Source organism: Sphingomonas sp. LaA6.9, from assembly GCF_022601895.1.
Classification (GTDB): Bacteria; Pseudomonadota; Alphaproteobacteria; order Sphingomonadales; family Sphingomonadaceae; genus Sphingobium_A.
This window is the reverse complement of sequence record NZ_JAKVIO010000005.1, coordinates 47,844-70,883: the sequence shown is the minus strand read 5'-3', so window position 1 is coordinate 70,883 and position 23,040 is coordinate 47,844. Positions and strand designations below refer to the sequence as shown.

General features: G+C 60.8%; 20 protein-coding genes and 1 pseudogene. 9 read left to right on the top strand and 12 right to left on the bottom strand.

Annotation, left to right across the window (positions count from 1 at the left end; translation table 11 throughout):
- Positions 1-5: 5 nt before the first annotated feature.
- The 5 genes from MKI88_RS04255 to MKI88_RS04235 all read right to left on the bottom strand — a co-directional run bounded on the left by MKI88_RS04255 (position 6) and on the right by MKI88_RS04235 (position 4,053).
- A complete protein-coding gene (locus MKI88_RS04255; RefSeq protein ID WP_241629715.1) occupies positions 6-734 on the bottom strand; it encodes a hypothetical protein in 729 nt (242 codons plus the stop codon).
- Complete coding sequence (locus tag MKI88_RS04250) at positions 731-1,681, bottom strand: alpha/beta fold hydrolase (protein WP_241629714.1); 951 nt, start codon at positions 1,679-1,681, stop codon at positions 731-733. Before MKI88_RS04250 ends, MKI88_RS04255 begins: the two co-directional genes overlap by 4 nt.
- 4 nt (positions 1,682-1,685) lie before the next feature.
- Complete coding sequence (locus tag MKI88_RS04245; RefSeq protein ID WP_241629713.1) at positions 1,686-2,195, bottom strand: DUF6130 family protein; 510 nt, start codon at positions 2,193-2,195, stop codon at positions 1,686-1,688.
- Positions 2,196-2,212: 17 nt separating this feature from the next.
- On the bottom strand, positions 2,213-3,007 hold the full coding sequence (locus MKI88_RS04240) for an SDR family oxidoreductase (protein ID WP_241629712.1): 795 nt from the start codon (positions 3,005-3,007) through the stop codon (positions 2,213-2,215).
- Between the two features lie 143 nt (positions 3,008-3,150).
- On the bottom strand, positions 3,151-4,053 hold the full coding sequence (locus tag MKI88_RS04235) for a LysR family transcriptional regulator (RefSeq protein WP_241629711.1): 903 nt from the start codon (positions 4,051-4,053) through the stop codon (positions 3,151-3,153).
- Between the two features lie 179 nt (positions 4,054-4,232).
- Between MKI88_RS04235 and MKI88_RS04230 the strand changes: the two genes are divergently transcribed.
- The gene (locus MKI88_RS04230) at positions 4,233-5,786 is read left to right on the top strand and encodes a M20/M25/M40 family metallo-hydrolase (protein ID WP_241629710.1); all 1,554 of its coding nucleotides are present in this window, start codon (positions 4,233-4,235) and stop codon (positions 5,784-5,786) included.
- Between the two features lie 337 nt (positions 5,787-6,123).
- On the opposite strand, the gene MKI88_RS04225 is transcribed toward MKI88_RS04230, so the two are convergent.
- Positions 6,124-7,035, bottom strand: a complete 912-nt coding sequence (locus MKI88_RS04225) for a LysR family transcriptional regulator (protein WP_241629709.1) — start codon at positions 7,033-7,035, stop codon at positions 6,124-6,126.
- A gap of 118 nt (positions 7,036-7,153) precedes the next feature.
- Here MKI88_RS04225 and MKI88_RS04220 point away from each other — a divergent pair, with 118 nt between their 5' ends.
- Positions 7,154-7,483, top strand: a complete 330-nt coding sequence (locus MKI88_RS04220) for a nuclear transport factor 2 family protein (protein WP_241629708.1) — start codon at positions 7,154-7,156, stop codon at positions 7,481-7,483.
- Complete coding sequence (locus MKI88_RS04215; RefSeq protein WP_241629707.1) at positions 7,480-8,259, top strand: SDR family oxidoreductase; 780 nt, start codon at positions 7,480-7,482, stop codon at positions 8,257-8,259. Before MKI88_RS04220 ends, MKI88_RS04215 begins: the two co-directional genes overlap by 4 nt.
- 446 nt (positions 8,260-8,705) lie before the next feature.
- Here the strand turns inward: MKI88_RS04215 and MKI88_RS04210 are convergent.
- Positions 8,706-8,885, bottom strand: a pseudogene (locus MKI88_RS04210) (transposase); the annotation flags it as partial.
- Positions 8,886-9,814: 929 nt separating this feature from the next.
- On the opposite strand from MKI88_RS04210, the gene MKI88_RS04205 reads away from it, so the two are divergent.
- From MKI88_RS04205 to MKI88_RS04195, 3 genes are all read left to right on the top strand, one after another.
- Complete coding sequence (locus MKI88_RS04205; RefSeq protein ID WP_241629706.1) at positions 9,815-10,051, top strand: DUF6894 family protein; 237 nt, start codon at positions 9,815-9,817, stop codon at positions 10,049-10,051.
- Between the two features lie 63 nt (positions 10,052-10,114).
- Positions 10,115-10,864 (top strand): Crp/Fnr family transcriptional regulator, encoded by a 750-nt coding sequence (locus tag MKI88_RS04200; RefSeq protein ID WP_241629705.1) that lies wholly within the window; start codon positions 10,115-10,117, stop codon positions 10,862-10,864.
- Between the two features lie 252 nt (positions 10,865-11,116).
- On the top strand, positions 11,117-11,422 hold the full coding sequence (locus MKI88_RS04195; RefSeq protein ID WP_241629704.1) for a hypothetical protein: 306 nt from the start codon (positions 11,117-11,119) through the stop codon (positions 11,420-11,422).
- Between the two features lie 820 nt (positions 11,423-12,242).
- Here MKI88_RS04195 and MKI88_RS04190 read toward each other — a convergent pair.
- Positions 12,243-13,529, bottom strand: a complete 1,287-nt coding sequence (locus MKI88_RS04190; RefSeq protein ID WP_241629703.1) for a sodium:proton antiporter — start codon at positions 13,527-13,529, stop codon at positions 12,243-12,245.
- Between the two features lie 671 nt (positions 13,530-14,200).
- On the opposite strand from MKI88_RS04190, the gene MKI88_RS04185 reads away from it, so the two are divergent.
- From MKI88_RS04185 to MKI88_RS04175, 3 genes are all read left to right on the top strand, one after another.
- Positions 14,201-15,715, top strand: coding sequence for a glycine zipper 2TM domain-containing protein (locus tag MKI88_RS04185; RefSeq protein WP_241629702.1), 1,515 nt, complete (start codon positions 14,201-14,203; stop codon positions 15,713-15,715).
- Positions 15,716-15,986: 271 nt separating this feature from the next.
- Entirely contained in the window at positions 15,987-17,150 is a 1,164-nt protein-coding gene (locus tag MKI88_RS04180) for an AI-2E family transporter (protein ID WP_241629701.1), read from the top strand.
- A gap of 469 nt (positions 17,151-17,619) precedes the next feature.
- On the top strand, positions 17,620-17,901 hold the full coding sequence (locus MKI88_RS04175) for a hypothetical protein (protein WP_241629700.1): 282 nt from the start codon (positions 17,620-17,622) through the stop codon (positions 17,899-17,901).
- A gap of 51 nt (positions 17,902-17,952) precedes the next feature.
- Here MKI88_RS04175 and MKI88_RS04170 read toward each other — a convergent pair whose 3' ends face one another.
- The 4 genes from MKI88_RS04170 to MKI88_RS04155 all read right to left on the bottom strand — a co-directional run bounded on the left by MKI88_RS04170 (position 17,953) and on the right by MKI88_RS04155 (position 23,005).
- Positions 17,953-18,285, bottom strand: coding sequence for a helix-turn-helix domain-containing protein (locus MKI88_RS04170; protein WP_241629699.1), 333 nt, complete (start codon positions 18,283-18,285; stop codon positions 17,953-17,955).
- Position 18,286: 1 nt separating this feature from the next.
- The gene (locus tag MKI88_RS04165) at positions 18,287-19,105 is read right to left on the bottom strand and encodes a sugar phosphate isomerase/epimerase (RefSeq protein ID WP_241629790.1); all 819 of its coding nucleotides are present in this window, start codon (positions 19,103-19,105) and stop codon (positions 18,287-18,289) included.
- Positions 19,106-19,383: 278 nt separating this feature from the next.
- Positions 19,384-21,795, bottom strand: coding sequence for a TonB-dependent receptor (locus MKI88_RS04160; protein WP_241629698.1), 2,412 nt, complete (start codon positions 21,793-21,795; stop codon positions 19,384-19,386).
- Positions 21,796-22,204: 409 nt separating this feature from the next.
- Positions 22,205-23,005 carry an SDR family NAD(P)-dependent oxidoreductase gene (locus MKI88_RS04155; protein ID WP_241629697.1) on the bottom strand — a complete coding sequence of 267 codons (801 nt, stop codon included), beginning with the start codon at positions 23,003-23,005 and terminating at the stop codon, positions 22,205-22,207.
- Positions 23,006-23,040 lie beyond the last annotated feature (35 nt).

The window sequence follows — 23,040 nt, the reverse complement described above, 5'->3', positions numbered from 1 at the left end:
CGCGCTCAGAACAGTGCATAGTCCGACAGCTCAATCGTGACCGCGTCGAAATCCCGGTCGAGGCTGCCGTCGGGCCTGAGCGTGAACACGTTGCGATGCGTCGGGTATTTCAAGCCCTCGACATCGACATAGCCGGACACGAAATGCGCCGCGGGCGTGTCCGCCCACACATCGACCGTATAGTCGTGGCGGCGCAGCAGGCCATCGGAGCCGAAGTAGAAGCGCTGTTCGCGCGAATGGCTGTGCACGCCTTCGGGGAACCGCACCGCCACGCCGCGAAGTGTCGTGCCTTCCTGCGCAATCGGGGCGATCTCGCGTGCGTCATAGCCCGGCTCGCCGAACACGAACGGCACGGCATGATATGTCCACATGGCATAGCCGTTGAAATAGGCGAGGTTCAGCGGATCCCATTGCCCGTCGAAGCTGCGGTCGAACGCCTCGCGGCCATTGTCCCGCGCGGCGATGACCGAGCCGTCACCGGCGACGATCTCGACATGTCCCGGCGTCCAGGTCATCGTCCAGTCGGGTTCGCCGAAAGGCGTGACCTGTGTCCATTGGCGGTGTAACTCGCTCGTCGCGCGCCGCGGCACCGCGATCAGCGGAGCGCCTTTGAGCTCCCACAGTCTTCCGCCGGTCCGAATGGTCGACGCAATACCTTTGAACCTGCGCCAGCGGTCATGCCCGCCATGCGCTTCCAGCGCTTCTTCCAGAAGCCGGTATGCCCCGGCGCTCATCGGAAGGACGCCCGTATTTCGGCGATGGCCTGCCCGGGGCTCTGGAGGTGGGGATAGTGCCCGGTGCGCGGGAGAAGGGTGATTTCAGCCTGCGCCCTTTGCGCGAATTCGATCCCCATCTCCTTCTTGATGTAGAAGTCCTCGGTACCCCAGACCACCTTCACGCGTGTTTTCAGCTGCGCCAGATTGGCCTCCAGATAGTCCTGGTCCCGCGTAAAGTGCGCGTAATAATGGTAGAAGGCATCCGCCGAGGTGATCGCGCCATGGTTCCATCCGCGCGCCATGTCGTCCTTATACTCGCGCGAAACCTCGAACTGCGCTTCCCTGGGCAAGCCTCGCCTGAAGGCGTTTTCGAGGATTTCGTCGCGATTGCTGTTCATATGGGCGCGGACCAGGTCGGACGACGGCTTTGATTTCAAACCCTGCAGCCTCTCATGCATATAGTCGGGCCGGTTGAAGGGCGCGAAGTCGCCAACGATGATCGTGCGGGCAATGTCGGGATCTTCGAGGGCGAGGAGGAGCGCAGGCAGCGCGCCGATATCGGTCGCGTAGATCGTAAGCCTCGACCTATCGATGCCCGCCTTTGCCATATATTCCTTCAGGACGCGCGCATAGTCGCGGGGCGCATAGGAAAACCGGTCGACCGGCGGCCGTGACGACAGGCCGAAACCGGGCCAGTCGATGGCATGGACGTCATAGTCGTCGGCGAGCGCGAGCGAGATGTCCTTCCAGGCATAAAGCGTCTCGGGAAACCCGTGCAGCAGCAGCACGGTCCCCTTTGGTTTCGCACTATGCGCGATCATCCTGCGAAGCGTGATGTCCGTATCGATGGCGATATGGCCGATCTCGAGCTTCGGCTCCCGGGCGGGTGCGGCTTGTGCCGGTGCAATCGATGAGCCGAGCAGGAGCGCGGCGGCGAGCATTTTTTCGACGGATCGTTTCGCCATGTCATCAATCCTTTGTGTTGGGGGGTGCAGATCGCGACGCGGCGCCGTCTTCCCGGGAACCAGGGTGATGATCGGCCCGGGCCGGCGGGACGATGAAGTCGACCGTCTCGCCCGCGATGACGCGGTGCCCGGGCGTGGCGAGCTCGATCAGGATTTTGTGCGGGCCCGCCGGCAGTCCGGCGACGACGATGGCATCGGTGTTGCCGGCGTCCGCCCAGTGCCAGGGCAGGTCGTCGATGGTCACATGCAGATGGCCGGCGCGCGGCGACACTGCGGCCGCGGACGCGCCGAAGATCGGAAGAATGCGAAAATTCTCGACCCGATAGCGGATGATCGCGGTGCCGCGCGCAGCGAGCGGTTGGGCGAGGGGCGGATCGACATGCAGCCTGGGCGCGGGCTCGTTCTCGATGGGAAGGAAGGGCGTGGCCTCGCGCGCGGCTTCATGCGCGGCCGCTGGCCAGGCTGAGAGCGCCAGCCCGGCAGCAACGGCTGCGCGCAGAAAATTGTTCGGCATGATGTTCGCTCCCGGATTCATGCGGCCAGGTATCTGGCGGCGGGGGTGCTGGTGGAGAGTTCGCCCGACATCGCCTGCCGGGCGGCTTCGAAGGCGGCCCAACGCGCATCATCATGAAGGCCGGGGATGGTGACCGACTCGCCGCGCGCGAGGCCGACAAGGGCTGCGTCGACAAGCGCGTCGGCGCGCATCACAATCTGTTCGGGCAGGTGCTCGACGGGCGTGCCCGCGATGTCCCAGAAATCGGTCGCCGTCGCGCCGGGCAGGACCACCTGCACATGTACGCCCGTGCCTTCGAGTTCGTGGCGCAGATTCTGGCTGAAGGCGAGGACGAAAGCCTTGGTCCCGCCATAGACTCCGTTCAGCACTTCTGGCGCCACCGCGACGACCGAGGCGATGTTGACGATGGTGCCGCGGCCGCGCGCGACGAAAGCGGGAACCGCAGCATAGCTCAGCCGCATCAGTGCTTCGACATTGAGCGATACCATCGCGCTCATCATGTCGACATCGGCGTCGAGCGCGCGCGCCGTCGATCCGAGGCCGGCATTGTTGACCAGCATCGTGATCTGGCGGTCGTTGGTGACGCGCCCCTCGATCATGCGAAGGTCGGCCGGATCCGCAAGATTGGCCGGGACGGCTTCGACACTGCGGCCCGTCGCTTCGTGGATCGTCTTTGCCACCTGTTCCAGTTTGTCCGCGCTGCGCGCGACCAGGATCAGGTCATAACCCTGACGGGCCAGGCGATCGGCATAGATGGCGCCGATACCGCTCGACGCACCCGTGACAAGGGCGATGCCCTTTGCTTCGTTCATTTCTCTTCCTTTCGATCAGATATGGATGCCGGCGGGTCCCCTGCTTTCGGGAGCCGTCGCGGACATGAGAAATTTAGCGGGACGCGCAGACGCCGGTAGCGCGGCAATGTGAGAGCCAGCCTCTCACGAACGCGAAAGGTCGATCAGCGGTCGTTGAAGCCGCTGCAGGCGGCACGCAGCTGCGGGACCGCCCAGTCGACAAAGGCGCGGACCTTCAGCGGAAGCAGTCCCTGCCGCGGATAGACGATATGGACTGGGCGTGGCGGGCCGCCATATTCGGGCAGGATCGGAACCAGCGCGCCCGACCGGATTTCGTCGGCGAGCTGATAGTCGAACAGCCGCGCTATGCCGGCCCCGCTGAGCGCCGCCGCAAGGTTGCTCGCCGCCGTGTTGACGAAAACGCGCGTGCGCGGCGCCGCGACCACTTCCTCGCCATCGATCCGATAGGTCCAGAACATCGGGTGCGTGCCGAACAATATGCCGTCATGATCGGGCAGCTCCTGCGGATGGGCGGGCGTGCCGCGCCGTTCGAGATATTTGGGGCTGGCACAGGTCAGCAGGCGGAACTCGCCCGTCTTGACCGCGTAGAGTGCGCTGTCCGCCAGCTGGCCGAGGCGGATGGCGACGTCGACATGCTCCTCGACCATGGGGATGATGCGATCGGCGGTGACGAGCCTCAGCGTCACCTCGGGATATTCTTCCATGAAGCCCAGCGCGATCGGCAGGACGTGGCGCGCACCGAATTCCACGGGCATGGTGACGGTCAGCTCGCCGCGCGGCGTCTGATATTCGCCCGAGGCGCGGCGCTCGGTTTCGTCGAGATCGGCGATGATCCTGCGCGCCGCCTCGACATAGTCGCGCCCGGCATCGGTCAGCTGGATGTTGCGGCTGGTGCGGACGAGAAGATTGGTGCCGAGGAAGCGTTCGAGTTCGGCGACCTTGCGACTGACGCTGGGCAGTGGCGCATTCAGCTTGCGGCTGCCCGCCGACAGGCTGCCCGCATCGACGACCGCAAGAATGACACGCATCGCGTCGAGCCGATCCATCCAGCCTCGCCAATCAACAGGTGAATTCGCACAATAGTCGGTTTCGCAAGCAAGATACACGCCGGGGAGGAACGCTGCCAGCCGTGGCCCGCCGCCGCGTATCCCACTGGCCAGTTCAGACGCTCCCGGATAGTCTCGCTGGGCAATATGCTGATGACGCACAAAACAGGGAGAAGGGGATGACAGATCACGGCCGCGACATGGCGGGTTCGATCGATCGCCGTACAATGATGAAGTCCGGGGGCGCGGCCGCGGCATTGCTGACGCCGGGGCTCGCGCTCGCCGCCTCGGCCAATGCCGACCGCACTGCGGTTCTGAAGGCGATCGACACCAATCAGGCCGCGTCGGTGCAGCGCCTCGCCGACTGGATAAAGCTTCCGTCCATCGCTGCGGAAAAGCGCAATATCGACGAAGGCGTCGCGCACATGATCGCGCTCGCGCGTGATGCCGGATTCCCGACGGCCATGCCTGTTCCCACGGGCGGCGTGCCATCGGTTTTCGCGACACTCGATGTCGGTGCGAAACACTGGATCGGCATCTATTTCATGTACGACGTCAAGCAGTTCGACCCCGCCGAATGGACCTCGCCCCCGCTCGAGGCGCGGCTCGTCGATCGCCCGGGTCTGGGGCAGGTGATGGTCGGTCGCGGCGCGGTGAACCAGAAAGGCCCGGAAATGGCGTTTCTCGCTGCCGTGCGCGCCTTCAGGGAAAGCGGGAAGAAGCTTCCCGTCAACATCGCACTGATCGCCGAGGGCGAGGAGGAAATCGCCTCGCCCAATTTTGCGAAGGCCATCAGCCATCCCGATGTGCTGCCGACGTTGAAGCGCTGCGTCGGCGTATTCATCCCCTCGGCCAGCCAGTCTCCCGACGGAACCAGCACACTCACGCTCGGTGCCAAGGGCGCGGTCGAGCTCGAGCTGATCTCGAGCGGCGAGCGCTGGGGCCGCGGCCCGACCAAGGATATCCATTCCAGCAACTTCGCGCGCGTGGACAGTCCGGCCTGGCGGCTGGTGCAGGCGCTCGATACGCTGATGAAACCCGATGGCCATACGATCGCGGTCGAGGGCTGGTACGATAATGTCCAGCCGCTTTCGCCGCGCGAAAAGGCGCTGATCGCCGAGACCGCCAGGCGAACGAGCGAGGCGGAGGTCAAGAAGCAGCTCGGCGTCAGCCGCTGGATCAATGACGAATCCTGGGGCCAGGCGCTCGAGCGTCTCGCCTCGCAGCCGACGATCAATATTCAGGGACTCGTTGCCGGCTATACCGGCCCGGGCGGCAAGACGATCCTGCCGCATCGCGCAGTGGCGAAGATGGAATTCCGGCTGGCGCCCGCCATGACCAAGGAAGAGGCGATCGACAAGTTCAACGCCCATCTGAAGAAGCATGGTTTCGAAGATCTCGAGGTGAAGATCACGGGCGGTTACGGCCCGACCAGCACCAAGGAGGACAGTGCGCTCGTCCGTGCCGAGAAGGCGGTCATGGAACGCCTGGGCGTCGCCTATACGATCATCCCGCGCAGCGCCGGCTCATGGCCGGGGGTCATGTTCTCGGGGCCACCGCTCAACCTGCCCGCCGCGCAATGGGGCATGGGGCATGGCAGCGGCGCTCATGGCCCCGACGAATATTTCCTGATCAGGAGCGCGAATCCGAAGGTCATGGGCATGGCGGAAGCCAGCAAGGCCTATGTCGAGCTGCTATACGAAATCGCCAATCAGGCCACGATTCGCGCCTGATACGAGACGCCCGCCTCCACGTTCACGAGGCGGGCGCATTTTTCTGCCGATCAACAATCGGTTGCCCCTGTGACGAACAGCTCGGATCCATGCCGTATCGTCTGGTCTGCGTTGTCGCCGATCGAGCCGAAAAATGCGTCTGCGCGTCAGTCCTGCAGCGCCGCGGGCATCGCGAGCGTGATCATTTTAATTGACGTTACTTTCTTGTGCCTGCCGCCCCAGCCAGCTTTTTCGCAAGCGGCCGACTTCACCGCGTTCGTTCGAAATCGCCGCGATTACCCCATGTTTCGGCCAGACCGCAACACTTGCGGAACTTCTGAAATGCCGGCTACAGCAGTCATGCCCTACTGTCAGAGTGCTTCGAGAATTCGCGGGCAAGGGTGATGAACGCCTTGAATGCGGCGGAGGGATGCCGCCGCCCTGGGTAATAGAGTGCTAAGGGCGCGAGCGGCGGTGTCCAGTCTTCGAGCACTGCCTCCAGCCGCCCCGCGTCTAGATCGGCCCGCACGTCGGACTCCATCACGTAGCCGATGCCCACCCCCTCCAGCACGGCGATCCGCGACAGGCTCGCTTCGTCGAGGGTGATGGGGCCAGTGACGTCGATCTGCACGGATTGGCCACCCTTTTCGAACTGCCAACGATAGGGGGCGCCGTTGGGAAGCCGTATTCGCAGACAGGCGTGACTTAACAGGTCTGTGGGGACCAGCGGCTTGCCTCGCTTCTGGAAATAGGTCGGCGAGCCGACCACTATATTGCGCCGGCCTGGTCCCAGCGGCACGGCTATCATGTCGCTGGGTATCAGATCCCGCGTCCGAACGCCCAAGTCGAACCCTTCGGCCACGACATCGACGAGCCGCCCTTCGGTAACCAGGTCTATATGCACCTGCGGATAGAGCCTCAGGAACCTCAGTATCAGCGGCGAGAGGATTTCGCGCGCCGCCGTCGCAAAGGCATTGATCCGCAGCGTCCCTGACGGAGTTTCCTGCTGCGATCGCGCGGCGTTCATCGCATCATGGATGTCCTGCAAAGCGGGCCCGACCTGACCGACGAAGCCACACCCGGCATCGGTCAGCGAAACGCTGCGGGTGGTGCGATTGAACAGACGCACGCCGAGCTGGCGCTCCAGCTTGCCGACCGCGTTACTGAGCGCGGTAGTCGACATCCCGAGTTCGAGCGCTGCTGCACGGAACGAGCCCCTCCGCGCGATCGCGAGAACCGCGTCCAGTTCGACCAAGCCCTGCCTAGACATTGTCCCTCAAATCGAAACACCTCATCCATCTTTGTCCCGATTATCGCTGAGGTTGTCCATAGCTAGATTGGCTTGGCTCGAAAGAACGACCGGGCCCTTTCATCAAAGGAGATCACCAATGGCGATCGAACTACCCACAGCAATCGCAAATTATTTCGCGGCTGACGCCGGACTGAGTGCCGAGGCCATTGCCGCGTGCTTCACCCAAGCGGCCGTCGTCAAAGACGAGGGCCGCACCTACGCCGGACGCGATGCGATCCGTGGGTGGAAAGACGAGGCCTCGGCGAAATACACGTACACAGTCGAGCCGTTTTCGATCGCGAGCGAAGGCGGCCGAACGGTCGTGACCAGCCATCTCGTCGGCGATTTCCCCGGCAGTCCGACCGACCTGCGTTACTTCTTCATCCCCGATGGCGACAAGATCGGCGAGCTGGAGATCATCCCATGAGCTCCTTCATCAACCTCGGGGGTAAGCGAGCACTGATCACCTCAGGCACCCGCGGCGCCGGCGCTGCCACGGTTGCCTTGTTCCAGGAACTGGGCGCCCGCGTCCTGACGACCGCCCGGACCAAACTCGATACTCTGGATGCATCGCAGTTCGTCGCAGCGGATCTCACGCGGCCAGAAGATTGCGTGCGACTGGCTGGCGCCGTGCGTGAGCGGCTCGGGGGCGTCGACATCGTCGTCCATATGCTGGGCGGCTCCTCATCACCGGCTGGAGGCTTCGCGGCGCTCGGCGATTCAGAATGGCGCACGGAACTGGATCTGAACCTCATGCCCGCGGTGCGCCTCGACCGGGAACTCGTTCCGGAAATGGTGGCACGCGGCCAGGGGGTGGTGATCCACGTAGGCTCCATCCAGCGTCAGCTGCCCCTGCCGGAGGCGACCACTGCATATGCGGCTGCGAAGGCGGCGCTGTCGACCTACAGCAAGAGCCTCTCGAAGGAGGTCTCGCCAAAGGGTGTGCGCGTCATGCGCGTGTCACCCGGTTGGATCGAAACCGAGGCTTCAGTCGGTCTTGCGACACGGCTGGCGGCGGAGAGCGGCGTGGGTATCGAACAGGGCAAGCAAATGATCATGGATTCTCTCGGCGGAATCCCGATCGGCCGCGCTTCGACGCCGGAGGAGGTCGCCAGCCTGATCGCCTTCCTCGCCTCCGACCGAGCCGGCACCATTACCGGCGCCGAATATGTGATAGATGGCGGTACCGTGCCGACGGTCTGACATGGCGCGTGCCAGGGGTTCCTGTCGCTAGAGGTCTGCTTTCGGGCAGCGCTCGAGTGGATTCCAGCGTCGGCTAGCGGGCGCGAACCAGTTATCGCCCGCGTGCCTTTCGACGGTAGCGGCGAATATACTCCGTTCAGGATCGAAAACCGCCATCACCGAAGAACTCGATTAAACATTGGGCAGGACCCAGCGGGGGTTGCTTCGCCGGATTTACAACGGCTGCAAGGTCCCAATCACCGTCGATGGCACGCCCTTGCTGACCTACTCTACCTGCCGGTGCCATCCGCCGCCATGCCGGTCGTTAGCCGCCTGTCGAATGCCTCCTCAAAGGGGACGGTCGGCTATCGGCGGTCCTGGCTCAACACCTAATGACCGAAAAGTCCGGGCGGGAGATGATACGCATCTAATGCGAACGACCGCAATGTCGTGGCGGGTTCAACTGGTCATTGGAACGACTCTCGAAGTATATCGACGGGTGTTTCGAAGCCCAAGGTCATTCGGGGGCGCTGATTGAGTCGCAGGGCAACGGCGTTGAGTTGAGCTTGCGTGATGCTGGAAAGGTCAGTGCCTCGAGGGAAGTATTGCCTGAGAAGGCCGTTCGTATTTTCGTTGCTGCCGCGCTGCTTTCGTCCCAGTTGCAGCTGTTCAAAGGTGACGACCGGTCGGGCCGAAACCTCGCGTTTGTGAAGCTGGTCCGGCTGCGTCGCGTTCGCGAGCGAGGAGATCAGTGCATTCCCGTGCTCAATCCCGCGGCCCGCCGCCGTTCGACACGGTGTGCCTGTTCACACAGTGCAAGCCAGCGACCCGCGGCAAAGAGATACTTCTGACGTACGTGCAGGAGCGCCTCTTTCTCCGCCAGGGCCAGGCATGTCTTCGCGCGCGCGAGACAGATTTCGCTGCCAGTCATCCGACCCGCGCCCAAGAAGTTTCAGGCTTTGCGGAAGCCTCCGGGCGAATTGCCTCGTCGCGCGTCGGCTGCTCGGCGGCAGCCCGGTAATGCTCCGCGAAGTTACGATGAACCCTTGCGACGCAGGGATCCGTTGCGCGACCCGCGGCACTGACGCACTCCTGCATACGCTGCTTGAAATACTGGCTATTTCTGAGGGAGCACATGGCGAGCCTCCGTGCGAAGCGGCAGCTCTGCAATAGCTGTCAGTCGGCGTTATGCTCAAAGACCCCTGGCGCCAACGCGTTTTCCATAAGCGCATTTTTCACTCCCGCCATAACCCTGATCAGTTTCATTTTGCGATGAAACTGTGTGGCAGAGAGGCCGAGACCCGGGTTCGAAAATTGCTCTGGCGGCGAGGAATGCATGGACGCGCGATGTAAGTGGTCCCGGCGAGAACAGTTGGAGAAAATAGCGCGTGGCTCGCAAGCTCGACCAGATTCTGGATACACGCGCGAAGCGGCGCAAGAGCGCCTGCTAAATCCGCCGTACTTGATGTCGGTTATTGTGGCTCTATACAGCCCGCCTTATATATATGAGCATCGTCGCAATAGCTTGGACTGCGGCGACTGAGAGTGCCTTTGCTCCCGTCCCGCAGGAGCCGGCATGTTGAAGTATTTTTTTCACCTTCATAATCATCTTGAAAGTCGCGACCGTGAAGGCAAGTTTTTGCCTGATCTCAACGCGGCCCGGGAGGTCGCAATTTCCGCCGCTCGGGATATAATGTCCAATAATATCAAAGATGGTGAGCTGTGTCTTAGCCACCGAATTGAAGTCGAGGACGCATCAGGACGTAAAGTCCTCGTTCTCAGATTTGGTGAGGCCTTATCGATTCTGCCGTAGGAGGATGCTAGCATCGCGACCGCTTGCCGGTCTTCCGGCGTACCCAGCTGTCCGGCAGGTCGCATGAACGAGAATCCACTGGTTACAAAACTCGGCAACTTCGTGGACCTGCAGGCGGATGATCTTCAGTTGATCCGCGCATGGAGTTTGCCCGCCATCAGGCTCGCCACTGGAACAACATTCATCGCCGAGGGCGATCGACCCGAACGCATCTGCTTGCTTCTGGAGGGCTGGGGATATCGTTACAAAACGCTGCGTGACGGTAATCGACAGATCCTCGCCTTCCTGCTCCCTGGCGACATGTGCGACTTACATGCCTTCATACTTTCAAAGGCCGATCACGATATTGCGATGTTGACGGATGCGACCGTGGCTTTTGTGTCGGGCAAAGACGTGATGCAGGCTGTCGACTCCCATCCGCGGCTAACGCGCGCGCTCTGGTGGTCGACGCTCGTAGACGAAGGCATCGCGCGCGAATGGATTGTGAATCTGGGTCGGCGCAGAGCGGTCCACCGCGTTGCACATCTGTTTTGTGAACTCTGGCTACGATTACGCATGCTAGGCATGACAAGTGATGGAGAGTTTTTGTTCCCGCTCTCTCAGGAAGTGCTCAGCGACGCTGTTGCCATGACGCCCGTCCATGTAAACAGGATGTTGCGCGAACTGCGCGAAAGAAACCTGCTCGAATTCAGAGACAAGCACGTTGCCATACCCGACGTCGGTCGCCTGATGTCGTTTGTGGACTTTGATCCTTCCTATTTGCAGCTGGAGCGCCGGGATTTGAGCGGTGATTTGCGCCATCTGCGTTCTTGAGAGAGTGAATGCATGCTCTCCGGCTCCCCCCATGGCGGGTCGTCTGATCCCCAGCCTCGGCGGACATGAGAGCCCTGTTATTATGAATGAGCCTGCTGAACCTCGGCCCGCTTTCAGGGAGTGGGAAGCACTCCGAAAGCTTCCGAAATCAAGCCGGATTTTTCCATTCAGTAGTGGGATCGCATGACCCTCTCGGAGCAAAAGTCGACGCCGACGATTATAGGAATGTAACAATGACCTGATGAGGAACCGATGAGCGAAGATCGCCCCGCCAAAGAAGTCACCAAGGATGCGGAAGCCGAGCGGGCGCCCCATCCGCGCAAGCATTACGACAGTCCGGAACAGCTGTGCGAAGACATCAACCTTGACCTGGTTACCCGAGAGGATCTTTTGAAAGAATGGAAGCAGGACCTCGATCGCAGGCTTGAAGCGGAATCGGAAGGCATGAGTGCGTCGGATCCCATTTCGCAAGAGCGGGAAGCTCGGCTGGCCGGCGAACTCCGCCGAGTGAGTAACGCGCTCGAGAAGGTCGGCTCCGAACGAAATCAGGCTAAATAGGCAATTGGCTGGCCGCTTTTGGCATGCGCCGCAAACTCTCCTTTCGAAAAGTTGGAGACGTATGTTGGCCTTTAGATGCCATCATCGGGCTTCACTCTTGCAAAGATGAGGCCGTTGAAGGTTCAAGAATCTGAGACAGGTTTCAGCTAATCGAACAGGCGCACTGAAGGACTGTTTCGCGGCGGAAGCTGTCGCTCGAAAGTCGGATTAACCGACGCCAGATTTGGGCATGCTCGTGCGGATGCCAACCTCCGATGGGGCGGGCCGGCGCGGCCAGACCGCCCACGATGCTGCTTGCCATCGTTTCCAGCACCGAATGGGCGTCGAAAACGAACGGCCAGGGCTCGGGCCAGGAGACAATTATGGCTCGCTAATCCGAAGAACCGGAGCCTTTGCCGATGGTCGAGACTGACCTCGTTCGCGCGTCACTGCCGCTCTCAGAATACCAATGCTACGATGACGACCAAGAGGATCAATCCACCCACGCTTATTCCTACCGTGCGGTTCATCGTCGTTCTCCTGCTTCACACGGAAAAGAACTTTCGGTGGGGTGCATGCGTTCCCAAGAATTCCTGGCGCGTATGAAGCCGCGATCTCTCGGATCGCGAGCAATTGACTGTTTAGGTGCTGCAACGGATCCTCAGCGGATGGCATGGCTGCGGATGGTGAAACCTGCCGATCGAGTAGGCGACGGGAAAAACTGAACAAATCGCGGGCTGCGAGACGTCGGCTTTCGGAAAGTCCGTAGTCGGTCCCCTATGTTTGAAATGTCGGCCGAAGCTGTCACCACCCGCCTTCCATTCGCGATCTCTGGTAACGATTATGCTGCGCGTCGGCGAACGGGTTTATCCGACATGTCGGGATCCCTGCCATGCAGTCGATCGAGCGATCTCATAATCGGTGTCACGGTCAATCCGTGTAGCAGGATTGAGATCAACGCAACGAGACCCACGATTGCCCACAGCCGCTCTCCCTGCGGGAATTCGAGATGATTGAGTGCGTAGGCCACGTAATAGAACGATCCGACGCCGCGAATTCCAAAGAAGGCCAGCGTAAGCTTTTCCGACAGGTGGGCCTTCATGCCAATCAACGCGATCATCCCGCTAACGGGCCGCACCACAAAGATGATGGCCATCGCGGCGAGCCAATCCTGCAGGCGGAGCGGCTTTAGCAATCCATCGACAATCGCGCCTCCCAGCAGGATCAGCACGACCATCATGGCGATCCGTTCGACCTGTTCCGTGATGGCGTGCATCTCATGGTGGAACTCGTGATCGCGATGCGAGCGGCGCAAGGTTAATGCCGTCACGAACACGGCCAGGAAGCCGTAGCAATGTATGATCTCCGTCACTCCGTAGGAGACGAAAGTCGCGGCGATCGCGATCAGGCCGTCGCCGGTCTTGGCGAGCCTCGTCTCGGCAGGAACGTGGAACGTAAGCCACCCAAATAATTTCCCGATCAGCCAGCCACAGCCCACGCCTGCGCCAATCTCCCAAAGGACGCTGTGGAGAATCCAGTCTCGCGCCCAGGGCTCGCCCGCCTGAGCGGCAATCCCGAGCGCGAGTGCGAGGTTGACGAACGGAAAGGCGAGGCCGTCATTCAGGCCGGCCTCGGATGTGAGACCGAAGCGGACTTCGTCCTCTTCGCCTGACTTTGGCGGGCCGACCTGGACGTCCGCGGCGAGTACGGGATCCGTCGGGGCGAGGCAGGCGCCGAGCAAGAGCGCCGCCACCCAGCCAAGTCCGAGGCCCCAGCCACCGATGACCGCAATTGCCCCGATGCTGAGCGGCATGGTGATGGCAAGCAGCCGCCAGGTCACGCTCCAGCGGCGCCAGCTGAAGATGCGGTCCAGCTTCAAGCCCGCTCCCATGAGAGCGATGATCACGACGAATTCGGTCAGGCGTTCGGCGATCTCGGGGTATGCGAGCGGCATCGGCTGCAGCGAAACTGCCGGTAGGGAAAAGACTGCCGCACCGATCGCAAGGCATATGATCGGTAGCGACAAAGGTAGTCGTTTCAGCGCCAAGGGTAGCCAAGCCACTAGCGCGATCAGAACACCCGCACCCGTTAGCCATAGGATGTACGGCTCGGGGGACAGTGCGGGCATCTTTCGTCAACAGCCTCAAAGCCGATCCGTTCCGCAACAAACGGCCGGTACAATTGCGATGGTGCCTCAGCTGTGAGGGCGAATGGCCTATGCAGTCGCTCCTCGCGTAAAGCCGTCCCTTCCCGCCCTGATTGTCGATTCTGAAAAGACGGCTGGTTTCGGGCACCGGTGAACGGCGTCCCAATGACAAGGGTCACGGCGGGTTCAACGGGTCGCAATAAAGCTTCAGAGTAGATGGAGTGGGGCGATCAAACAGCCGATGCGAATTTATTATTCCGCAGCGCCGGGCTGCGGTAGGCCTGTAAGCCATTGAGCGCGATGTCGAACAACTTAGGAAGTAGAAAAGCCAACCGCATCCCCGTAAAATCCCGTGGGTAACAAATCTGCTTCCATGAATCCTTTTACCATTCCTTCTCACTCATCCTATGTCAGCTGCAAGCACTCGACTGCATGTCGTCTGCATTCCATAAGAATTTAACGCAACCAAATTAACAATCTGCCATTTTGACGAATTCTAACCATTAACACGAAAAATTGTCGAATTTTATTCGAAAATTTGGAGTCATAATTTAGATAATGAATATTTATAAATTGACATCGGGAACATTATATAAGTAAGAATGTTGATTGACTGTGGAATAGCTATGCGCTTATTCCAGGAGAATCACATCATGCGAAATTATTTTCTCACTGCGCTCGTCGCGACGAGCGCGCTCGTGCCGTCGGTCGTGCAGGCTCAACAGAACTGCGAGCATCAAGGCTCCGACAGGGTCATTGGTACGGTAGCAGGCGCAGGTCTGGGCGCGGTGCTGGGTAGTGTCATTGCCGGGCAGGGCAACCGCACCACCGGAGCTGTTATCGGGGGCGTCGGTGGGGCCGTTGCCGGCAACCAGATAGCGAAACCCAAGGCCGATTGCGCCCGTGCCTATGGCTATTATGACACCGACGGCCGCTGGCATGCGACCAAGGTCGATCCTGCTGTAGCAACCGGCTATTACGACCGTGACGGCAAATGGATCGACGGTGCTCCGAACGGCTATTATGACGAAGGCGGGCGCTGGATACCAACCAACGGTGATCGGTCGACCAACGGCTATTATGACCGCGAGGGACATTGGGTCCCCGCTTCGGCCAATGGCTATTATGACAATAACGACCGATGGATCGCGGGCACCGCAAGCGGCTATTATGACAAGCGTGGTCGTTGGGTAGCGGGTCCGGCTACCGGCCATTATGATACCAACGGACGCTGGATCGCGGGAACGCCAAGCGGCCGCCGCGACGCCAATGGCGTCTGGGTGGCGGATGCCCAGCCCGGCTATTACGACACCAACGGCCGCTGGCATCGCGGAACCACCTCAGGCTATTATGATGGTCGCGGCCGCTGGATCGCGACGTCGCAGACCCAGTCGAGGCGCGCAGACGCCTATGGCTATTATGACAACAGAGGCATGTGGCATGCCACAACGGCCAATCGATCCAGGGCCACAGGTTACTACGACCGTGACGGTAAATGGATCGACGGTGCTCCGAACGGCTATTATGACGAAGGTGGGCGCTGGATACCAACCAACGGTGATCGGTCGACCAACGGCTATTATGACCGCGAGGGACATTGGGTCCCCGCTTCGGCCAATGGCTATTATGACAATAACGACCGATGGATCGCGGGCACCGCAAGCGGCTATTATGACAAGCGCGGTCGTTGGGTAGCGGGTCCGGCTACCGGCCATTATGATACCAACGGACGCTGGATCGCGGGAACGCCAAGCGGCCGCCGCGACGCCAATGGCGTCTGGGTGGCGGATGCCCAGCCCGGCTATTACGACACCAACGGCCGCTGGCATCGCGGAACCACCTCAGGCTATTATGATGGTCGCGGCCGCTGGATCGCGACCACTCGTCCTGGTAACGACCGGGGCAACGACGCCAGGCGCAATATCCATGCTCAGTTCACGTCGATGGAGCAACGCATCGCCTCGGCGGAGAACAGCGGCGCTCTCAGTCGTCCTGAGGCCGATCGCGCATTGCGCGATCTCAATTCGATCCGTCGCCGGGAAGCTGCAATGCCACACATTGGCGGTCAGCTCTCCGCTGTTGATCAGGCGTCCATAGAACGAGGCCTTGACGGACTTAGAACAAATCTCCGGATGACGCGCGACGATGAGGTGGGCATGCGCGATTGAATGCAGTTTTCATCCCTGCGCTGTAACTGGTGCATGAACTCGTAAACATGCGCTCGTGGAAGACCTGGCTAACGATCCCGCCCTGCTTCAGCTCGGCGGGATCGTCGAGTGTGTAGAACACCGGATGTTTCAGAAGCGGTGAAAGCTGCCAGGGTCTCGGACTTCTCGCGTGGGGAACCTTGATGAAGTCCAGGGTCGGTCCAAAGCCTGCTCTTCCCCACTTGCTCGAGTGCTGCACGATCTCCGGTCTCGGCCATGGGAAAAATCTAGTATGGCAATCAATAAGGCCGATTTAGGAGAGTTAGTCGCGATGTCGCACTTCGCTGAGCAGTCTGAGGTTATCACTGCTGAGGAGGTTCCCCATCCCGTCGCACGGGATAGTCTGGAGCGCCGGGTGTTTCGGGGCAGCATCGTTGTCATCGCCACCTTTTCGGCCGCCTACGTGGTGTGGCAACTTGTGGACCTTCTGCTTTTGCTGTTCGCATGTTCGCTGGTTTCACTTATCCTGTTGACGATAACCAACGCGCTCCGGCAACGCACCAGGCTTCCTTTCAGCGTGGCTCTTGGCCTGACCGTTATTGGCCTTCTGGGCCTTCTCGGTGGCGCGATTGCTTTCTTTGGGGCTACGATCCAAGGCGAGTTCGTCGAACTGGCTAACCGGCTGCCTGCCGCGTGGGCGAGTGTCCAGGACAGACTGAGCACGTCCGCCATAGGGGCGGCCATCCTCGTCAAGGCGCAGGGATTGGCACCCAGTGGGCAGGCGATCGTCGACGCTGCAACGACGGCGCTTGCCGCAGTCGGCGGCGCGCTGTCGGGCGCAGCCATTGTTCTGGTCGGTGGCTTGTACCTTGCTGCTCAACCCACTCTCTATTCGGGTGGATTGCTTCGAATGATTCCAGCTCGAGCGCGTGCGCCCGCCGCCGAGACCTTGGACGCAATTGCCGTTTCGTTGCGCAACTGGCTCAAGGGGCAGGCTCTGGGGATGCTTTTCGTCGGCGTCGTAACCGGCATTGGCTTATGGTTGGTGGGGGTTCCCGCGGCATGGGCGATCGGCTTGGTCGCGGGCATTGCTGAGTTCGTACCTTATGCAGGCATCTTTCTGGCCGCAGTTCCAGCCGTCGTACTTGGCTTTGGACAGGACACGAGTACTGGGCTTTGGACGATCGGCGTGCTCATCGCGGTGCAGCAGCTCCAGGGAAATCTGGTGATGCCGCTTCTCCAGAACAAGATGGTCGACTTGCCGCCTGCCATCACAATCTTCGGAATCATTGCGGCTGGCATATTGTTCGGCGTGGCGGGTGTATTGCTAGCCACCCCGCTCACCATCGTCGTTCTCGTGCTCGTTCGTCGCCTGTATCTGCACGAAGACAAACAAGAAGTGCTCGCCAGCGCCGACGCGTCGGCAGTTGCGCCGCCGGTCACTGTCGATGACTGACCGCCGGTATGCCCCCTGGTCAATCGCAATGCGGACGGGCTGCCGACCCCTGGCGAGCCGCTTCATTTGAGCTGAGCCAACCGGTCGGTATAAAAAACACGCATGCACGCGGCTCCTGAATTGCTGGAATTACGGGTGGATGGCCGACGTTCCCGCAGCGGGCCAAAATCCTTGACCTGGAACTGGCGGAGGGAGAACGGCCGCGTGTTAGGCACTCAGCCGGGGGAGCTAGTGTCTGCCGATCCTGCCCCCTTCCCTCCGTTACGTTCACGCTGCAAAATCAGGAGGGCCCGATATGGTGGAAGCTCATGCATTCCGGCGCGCGGCGATTGCGATGGCAGCGTCGCTGTTATTGTTTGGCGGCCCGTCTGCACTGGGGGAAGACAATCCGCGCGTAGCAGCTGAGGTCATGGAATGGCCCCGCGCGCAGTCGGCCGCGGAAACCGCAGGATAGTCAGCGGCGGAGCAAATGGTCAGCGTGGCCGATGATTATACAGAATTCAATCCCGACTATCCCAGGCGGATTGATGGCAAGGCCAAGGCCGCAAGGATGACCGAGGTCGTGCCAGACGACAAATCCATGTTTGCCGACATCGCTTCGGGCAATCTCAGCCGCCCGGGCAAGGTGCACTCGGCAACTGGCCCAAGGCTTTGCTTCAGCGACCCTGTCGAAAATTCACGCTCAAGCTGTCATCCCAAGCTTGATGAACGGACGTCGGCTTTACTGGAGCGGAAAAGTCGCGTTGAATGACCGGGATGTCGGCGCATCCTGACTTAGCGAGGATCGTGACCCTGTCTGTGATCAAGCGTCGCACACCAGGATGTTTACGGATAATCCCGAAGCGACCAGCATTTTCACCAACGCATCGAGTCTGAACAGGTCGGTTTTGCCGCGGGCCAGATCGGACACGCGGGGTTGGGTGACACCGAAGTGCCGTGCGGCCTCCGCCTGCGACCATCCTTGCGTGCGCATTCTTTCCAAGAGCTGGGCCGCGAGCTCGGCGCGCAGCTTTTTGTTTTCAGCCTCGGCTCGGACAATATGGGGTGCCACCGCCGGCATGGCGCTGCGCGTGAGGCGGGCCGTCGAACTGGGTGTCGGTCTGACTTTGTGCTGTTTTTCAGGATCATAAGGCATTTCAGAACAACTTTGACAGAAGTGCAAAGGATGCGGCTTCCATCCGCGGGATTACGAATGGCGGTTCCTGCTCGACATAACAATGACGCACTCCTGCGTCGTATGCGGCCGGCAGGATCTTGTCCCATTTCAAAATGCCGGAGCCGACTTCGGCGGGGGTCATTGTGATCGTGAAGTTTCTCTGATTGCCCGCCGCAACATCCTTGATGTGCAGGAGAGCAACGCGCCCTGAGCATGTCTTGAGGAAGCGCACTGGATCGAGGCCGGCGGTCGCGATCCAGCCGGTGTCCAGCTCGAAATGGACAAAACTCGGATCCGTTTCTCGCCACAGAATGTCCCATCCGGTCGTGCCGTCAACCGGTGCAAATTCAAGGTTGTGATTGTGATAGGCCAGGCTTACGCCCAGCGGCTTCAGCGCTTCGCCCTTTTGGTTGAGCAATGCGGCGGTCCTTTTCCAGATATCGGGTCCCGCCGCCGCGACCGCACGCGCGATCGCAGACCCAGATCCTTCTTTAGGTTGCGGGCGCATGCCATCCGGAATCAGCAGGATTGGCGCAGCAACCCATCTCGCCCCGAGTTCGCCGAGCGTATCGACGATCCGGCCGGCCTCGCTCGCCAGCGAGAGAAAGGAGCCTCCTTGCGCGAGCAACGGCAAATGGAGACTCGTGATGGCGACGCCCGCACGCGTCGCTGCAGCCTTCACCTCTCGCGCGTTATGCCCCAGCAGATTGGGGAGCTCGACCTCGCGATAGCCGATTTCCGCTAGGCGTCCGAAGCTCGCGTCGAGATCGTGACCGGCGTCCGCGCCCAATGTGTACATCTGCAGACCGATCGGCAGTACAAGTTTCTCGAAGAAGTGTCGCGGTGCGAAGGCCACCGCGCTTCCAGATGCCAGGGCGGCCAACGAACCCATCGCACCGAGGAATGACCGGCGACCGATTTCCCTCATGCTGTTCTCACCTTTGAAATCGTCTTCCGTCTTTGAATGAGGCCCTCGGCCCCCTCGCCAGACTCTGCGGCTCCAGCCCCGTGAATCGTTGGAAAATAGCGGGGGCTGGCCCGATAAACGTCCAGCTCCCCGAGGAGGAACTCGGCGGCTCAGCGCGATCCCAAGGAGATGCGCGCCGTGAGCCCGAACTCGCGTGGCGGCGTAACGGTGACGCCTGAATAATGGCTTTGATAGTTCGCCGAACCAAAGGGACGTTGGGACGCCACATTCACGTAGGTGACCGGCGTGCTGTAGGGACTGCTTTCAGCCGAGGTAATCTTGGTCGTATCAAACAGGTTCTTCGCGAACAGCGAGACTTCCCAGGCACCGCCAGGATCACGCAGGCCAAGATAGACATTAAGGAGCCCATACGCGTCGACATTGTCGAAGGGATTGTTGGGATCGATAGTCGACTTGCCCCGCCAATTGAGCAGGCCGCGAGCATATCCGTCCAGGCTGTTGGTGAGTGGGAAAGCTGCATCGGCCTGGAAAGATCCGCTCAGCTTTGGAAGGAATGTCGCCGACTGGCCAGCACCCGGGCATTCCGCGAGATGCTCCGCGCCATAAGCTGCCTGCATCTGTGCAAGCGTGGGGACCGTGACGTCGGGAACACCATCTCCGTTGACGTCCGTGCAGGCCAGCATGGCATCTTTGATCTTGCTGTCCGAATAATTGATTACTGCCGAAAGGTTGAGGAAGCGCGTCGCCGCAAAGCTGACCTCTGACTCGATGCCGTTAACGCGCACCGGAACCGCAGAAACGAAGTTGAACTGGCCGCGTTCAGCCTGCCCACTGGAATTTATGTTGATGTAGTAGATACCAGTTGCGGCGCGGAACGGATAATTTTTGAAGGTCTGGTGATAGGCTGTCAGATTGATCAGCAGCCGATTTTCCAGCCACTCCGATTTCATGCCGAGCTCGTAGGATTTTGAAGTTTCCGCGGGCAAGCTGATATGGCTCAGTTCGAGCGGTGTAGGCGCGATCGAGAAGTCGCCGACGGCGCGCACCGGCGGGCGGACCGAACTGCCGGTCATGGCATAAATCATCAGATCGTCATTGAAGCGGTGGCGGATGCTCGCGTTGTAGATCGTGTCCTTGACCTTGTAGTCGTTCTCCGAACCGGGTGCTTGAACGCACGCGCCGGCCTCATAGCCATCGGGAGTGCAGCCGACATACAGGCCCTGAGAATCGTTCGTGAATTTGATCCGGCGAAGGCCACCCGAGATTTCAGTTGCCTCGCCAATATGGAAGACAAGGTTTCCGAAAATCGATTCTTCGCTCAGATTTGATTTGGGGATGAAAATCGGCGTGTCCTGCGCGAGCAGTGCCGGAACCGGCACGGGCACGGCCGGGTTTGGCAGCGCGATCAGTCCAAAGGGTGTCGGCGCATAAAAGCGCAGCAGCGAACTGTTCGTAAGTACAGTTTCGGAATCGCTGGACGGGGCCTGACGGAAATAGCCAACAACGTAATCGAAGAGGTTGAGAACGCGCTCCTCGTTCTGAACGCGCACTTCGTGCGAGGTGTTCTCGCTAATGGTGAGTGCGTTCTGGAACAGGTGCTGGGTCGGAAAGGTCGCGCCCTGATCCTGGTTGGTGTGCGAGCGGAAGCGACTGTCGAGGTGCGAACCGACATAGATCAGCGATTGGCCGGCGAAATCGACTGCGGCGTCCCAGCCATAGAATTTGAAGTTCTGCGCAACCTGCCGAGGCTCCGTTGAAACCGAGAGCCTGTCGGCCGGGGTGATGACGCCGCCATCCTGCGCCTGCGACGCCAACGGGGGGCTGATCACAGCGCTGCCCGCCGCGAGGGATTGATCGATACCGGGCATGAAGCCCGGGACAAGATTGGAGAAAGACTGAACCTGATCGAAGGAGCGCGATTTGACCTCGAGCGCCTGATAGACAAAGCCGGCGCGCAGCCACTCGAAGGGCTCGGCCCGTACGCTGGCACGGATCGAGTCCGTCTCGTTGCGAGGCTGCTCAGGATTGTTGATGCTGCGGATGCGATTGCCACGATTGCGGTCGGTCAGACCCGCGACACGGACAGCGAGTTTGTCAGTGATCACGGGGACGTTGATTCCGAACTGGACATTCGATGCATGATGGTCAGTGAGCGTCCCGATAGCCGTTGCGCCCACTTCCGAAAGGTCCGGGCGACGCGGTGCGATTGTGATCGAGCCGGAAGGTGTCGAACGGCCGCGCAGCGTCCCTTGCGGACCACGCAGAACCTCAACCTGACTGAGGTCGAACATTGCCTGGAGCACGAAGTTCGATGCGACGGGCGCGTCGTTGAAATAGAACTGAACCGTTCCATTCTCCGCCGAGACGTTCACGTCCTGGTTGACACCACGCAGTGACGAGCTCGAACCGATGCCGTTGGCGTTTGGGGTCAGCGACAGCCCCGGAACGACCGCGGTGATTTCCTGGAAGTTGCGGAGGTTGAGCTTCTCTATCGTGGCCGACGTCACCGCGTTCACGGTCAGCGGGACATCCTGGATGCTTTCGTCCCGGCGGCGCGCCACGACCACGATGTCATTGGAATTATGATCGGGCGAGGCGATGCTCTCGTCCTGTGTCGAAACATTCTCCTCGCCCTGCGAAACGGCGACAGCGTCCTGTGCATGAACCGGCACGCACAATGTCAGCATGCTCGCTCCACCCAGCGCGAGTGCACGAAATGACCCCACGGCTCTCTCCCTTGTGATTTTGCGCTTGTTCTGATTCGTAGGCGCAATTTTGTGCTACACACTATCGCGCATGAAATCCACAATTTCAGCGACACAGTGTCGCACATATATCGCCATGGCGAACTTCCACGGGCGTCGGGCCTGTCGGTCGCGGCGCAAAAAAAGGCCGCAATGGCACGTCTTTCATGATATTGGCTGGCGCCCGCCGAGCGTGGCGGCGCATTGCACGTCCCGAATGTGCTGGTCAGCCGGCCGCCGCAGGCGGTGTGCCCATGTTCGTGAGCGGTGTCGACATTGCGCCATCCAGGCGGATGGTCTGTCCATTGAGAAATGGAGTTCGCAGGATCGCCTCGACAAGCGATCCATATTCGTCCGCACGTCCGAAGTGCTTTGGAAATGCGACATTGCCGATGAGCTCCGCCTGCATCGCCGGCGGCGCAGCGGCTAGTCTGGGTGTCCAGATAGGGCCGGGGGCGATTGCGCAGGCCCGAACCCCGACTTCCGCAAGGTCGCGTGCCATGGCCAGAGTCATTCCGGCGATGCCCGCCTTTGCTGCGGCATAGGCCGCCTGACGCGCCTGGCCATCGAACGCAGCGGTCGAGGCGGTGTTGATGATGACTCCTCGTTCGCCATCCGCATCTGGCGCGTTGAGCGCGAATGCTGCGGCGCATAGGCGCGACATGTTGAATGGGCCGAACAGATGCAGCTCGATCATGTCGCGGAAAAGCCGCATGTCATGCGGCACGCCATCGGCGGAGGCGGTCGCGGGCGCCCTGATCGCAACGCCGGCCGCGTTGACGTTGATGCTGAACAGGCCAACGCGCTGGGCCTCGGCAATCGCGATCCCGACGGCGCCATCGTCATTGTGGTCGCCGGCTATCGCGACCGTGTCGCCGCCCATTTCTACGGCGAAAGCCGCGCCCCGCTCGGCATCGGGCTCCAACAGCACGACCTTCACACCCAGTGCGACGAGCCGTCGGACGGTGGCCGCACCAAGACCACCCGCCCCTCCGCTAACGATTGCCGAGCGTCCTTCAAACTGCACGATCAGTCTCCCTTTCGCTGATCTGGCCTGCACGG

Coding starts and splice junctions, on each gene's coding strand:
- MKI88_RS04255 (WP_241629715.1), bottom strand. CDS start 734: ATGAGCGCCGGGGCATACCGGCTTCTGGAAGAAGCGCTGGAAGCGCAT.
- MKI88_RS04250 (WP_241629714.1), bottom strand. CDS start 1,681: ATGGCGAAACGATCCGTCGAAAAAATGCTCGCCGCCGCGCTCCTGCTC.
- MKI88_RS04245 (WP_241629713.1), bottom strand. CDS start 2,195: ATGCCGAACAATTTTCTGCGCGCAGCCGTTGCTGCCGGGCTGGCGCTC.
- MKI88_RS04240 (WP_241629712.1), bottom strand. CDS start 3,007: ATGAACGAAGCAAAGGGCATCGCCCTTGTCACGGGTGCGTCGAGCGGT.
- MKI88_RS04235 (WP_241629711.1), bottom strand. CDS start 4,053: ATGGATCGGCTCGACGCGATGCGTGTCATTCTTGCGGTCGTCGATGCG.
- MKI88_RS04230 (WP_241629710.1), top strand. CDS start 4,233: ATGACAGATCACGGCCGCGACATGGCGGGTTCGATCGATCGCCGTACA.
- MKI88_RS04225 (WP_241629709.1), bottom strand. CDS start 7,035: ATGTCTAGGCAGGGCTTGGTCGAACTGGACGCGGTTCTCGCGATCGCG.
- MKI88_RS04220 (WP_241629708.1), top strand. CDS start 7,154: ATGGCGATCGAACTACCCACAGCAATCGCAAATTATTTCGCGGCTGAC.
- MKI88_RS04215 (WP_241629707.1), top strand. CDS start 7,480: ATGAGCTCCTTCATCAACCTCGGGGGTAAGCGAGCACTGATCACCTCA.
- MKI88_RS04205 (WP_241629706.1), top strand. CDS start 9,815: ATGTTGAAGTATTTTTTTCACCTTCATAATCATCTTGAAAGTCGCGAC.
- MKI88_RS04200 (WP_241629705.1), top strand. CDS start 10,115: ATGAACGAGAATCCACTGGTTACAAAACTCGGCAACTTCGTGGACCTG.
- MKI88_RS04195 (WP_241629704.1), top strand. CDS start 11,117: ATGAGCGAAGATCGCCCCGCCAAAGAAGTCACCAAGGATGCGGAAGCC.
- MKI88_RS04190 (WP_241629703.1), bottom strand. CDS start 13,529: ATGCCCGCACTGTCCCCCGAGCCGTACATCCTATGGCTAACGGGTGCG.
- MKI88_RS04185 (WP_241629702.1), top strand. CDS start 14,201: ATGCGAAATTATTTTCTCACTGCGCTCGTCGCGACGAGCGCGCTCGTG.
- MKI88_RS04180 (WP_241629701.1), top strand. CDS start 15,987: ATGGCAATCAATAAGGCCGATTTAGGAGAGTTAGTCGCGATGTCGCAC.
- MKI88_RS04175 (WP_241629700.1), top strand. CDS start 17,620: ATGGTCAGCGTGGCCGATGATTATACAGAATTCAATCCCGACTATCCC.
- MKI88_RS04170 (WP_241629699.1), bottom strand. CDS start 18,285: ATGCCTTATGATCCTGAAAAACAGCACAAAGTCAGACCGACACCCAGT.
- MKI88_RS04165 (WP_241629790.1), bottom strand. CDS start 19,105: ATGTACACATTGGGCGCGGACGCCGGTCACGATCTCGACGCGAGCTTC.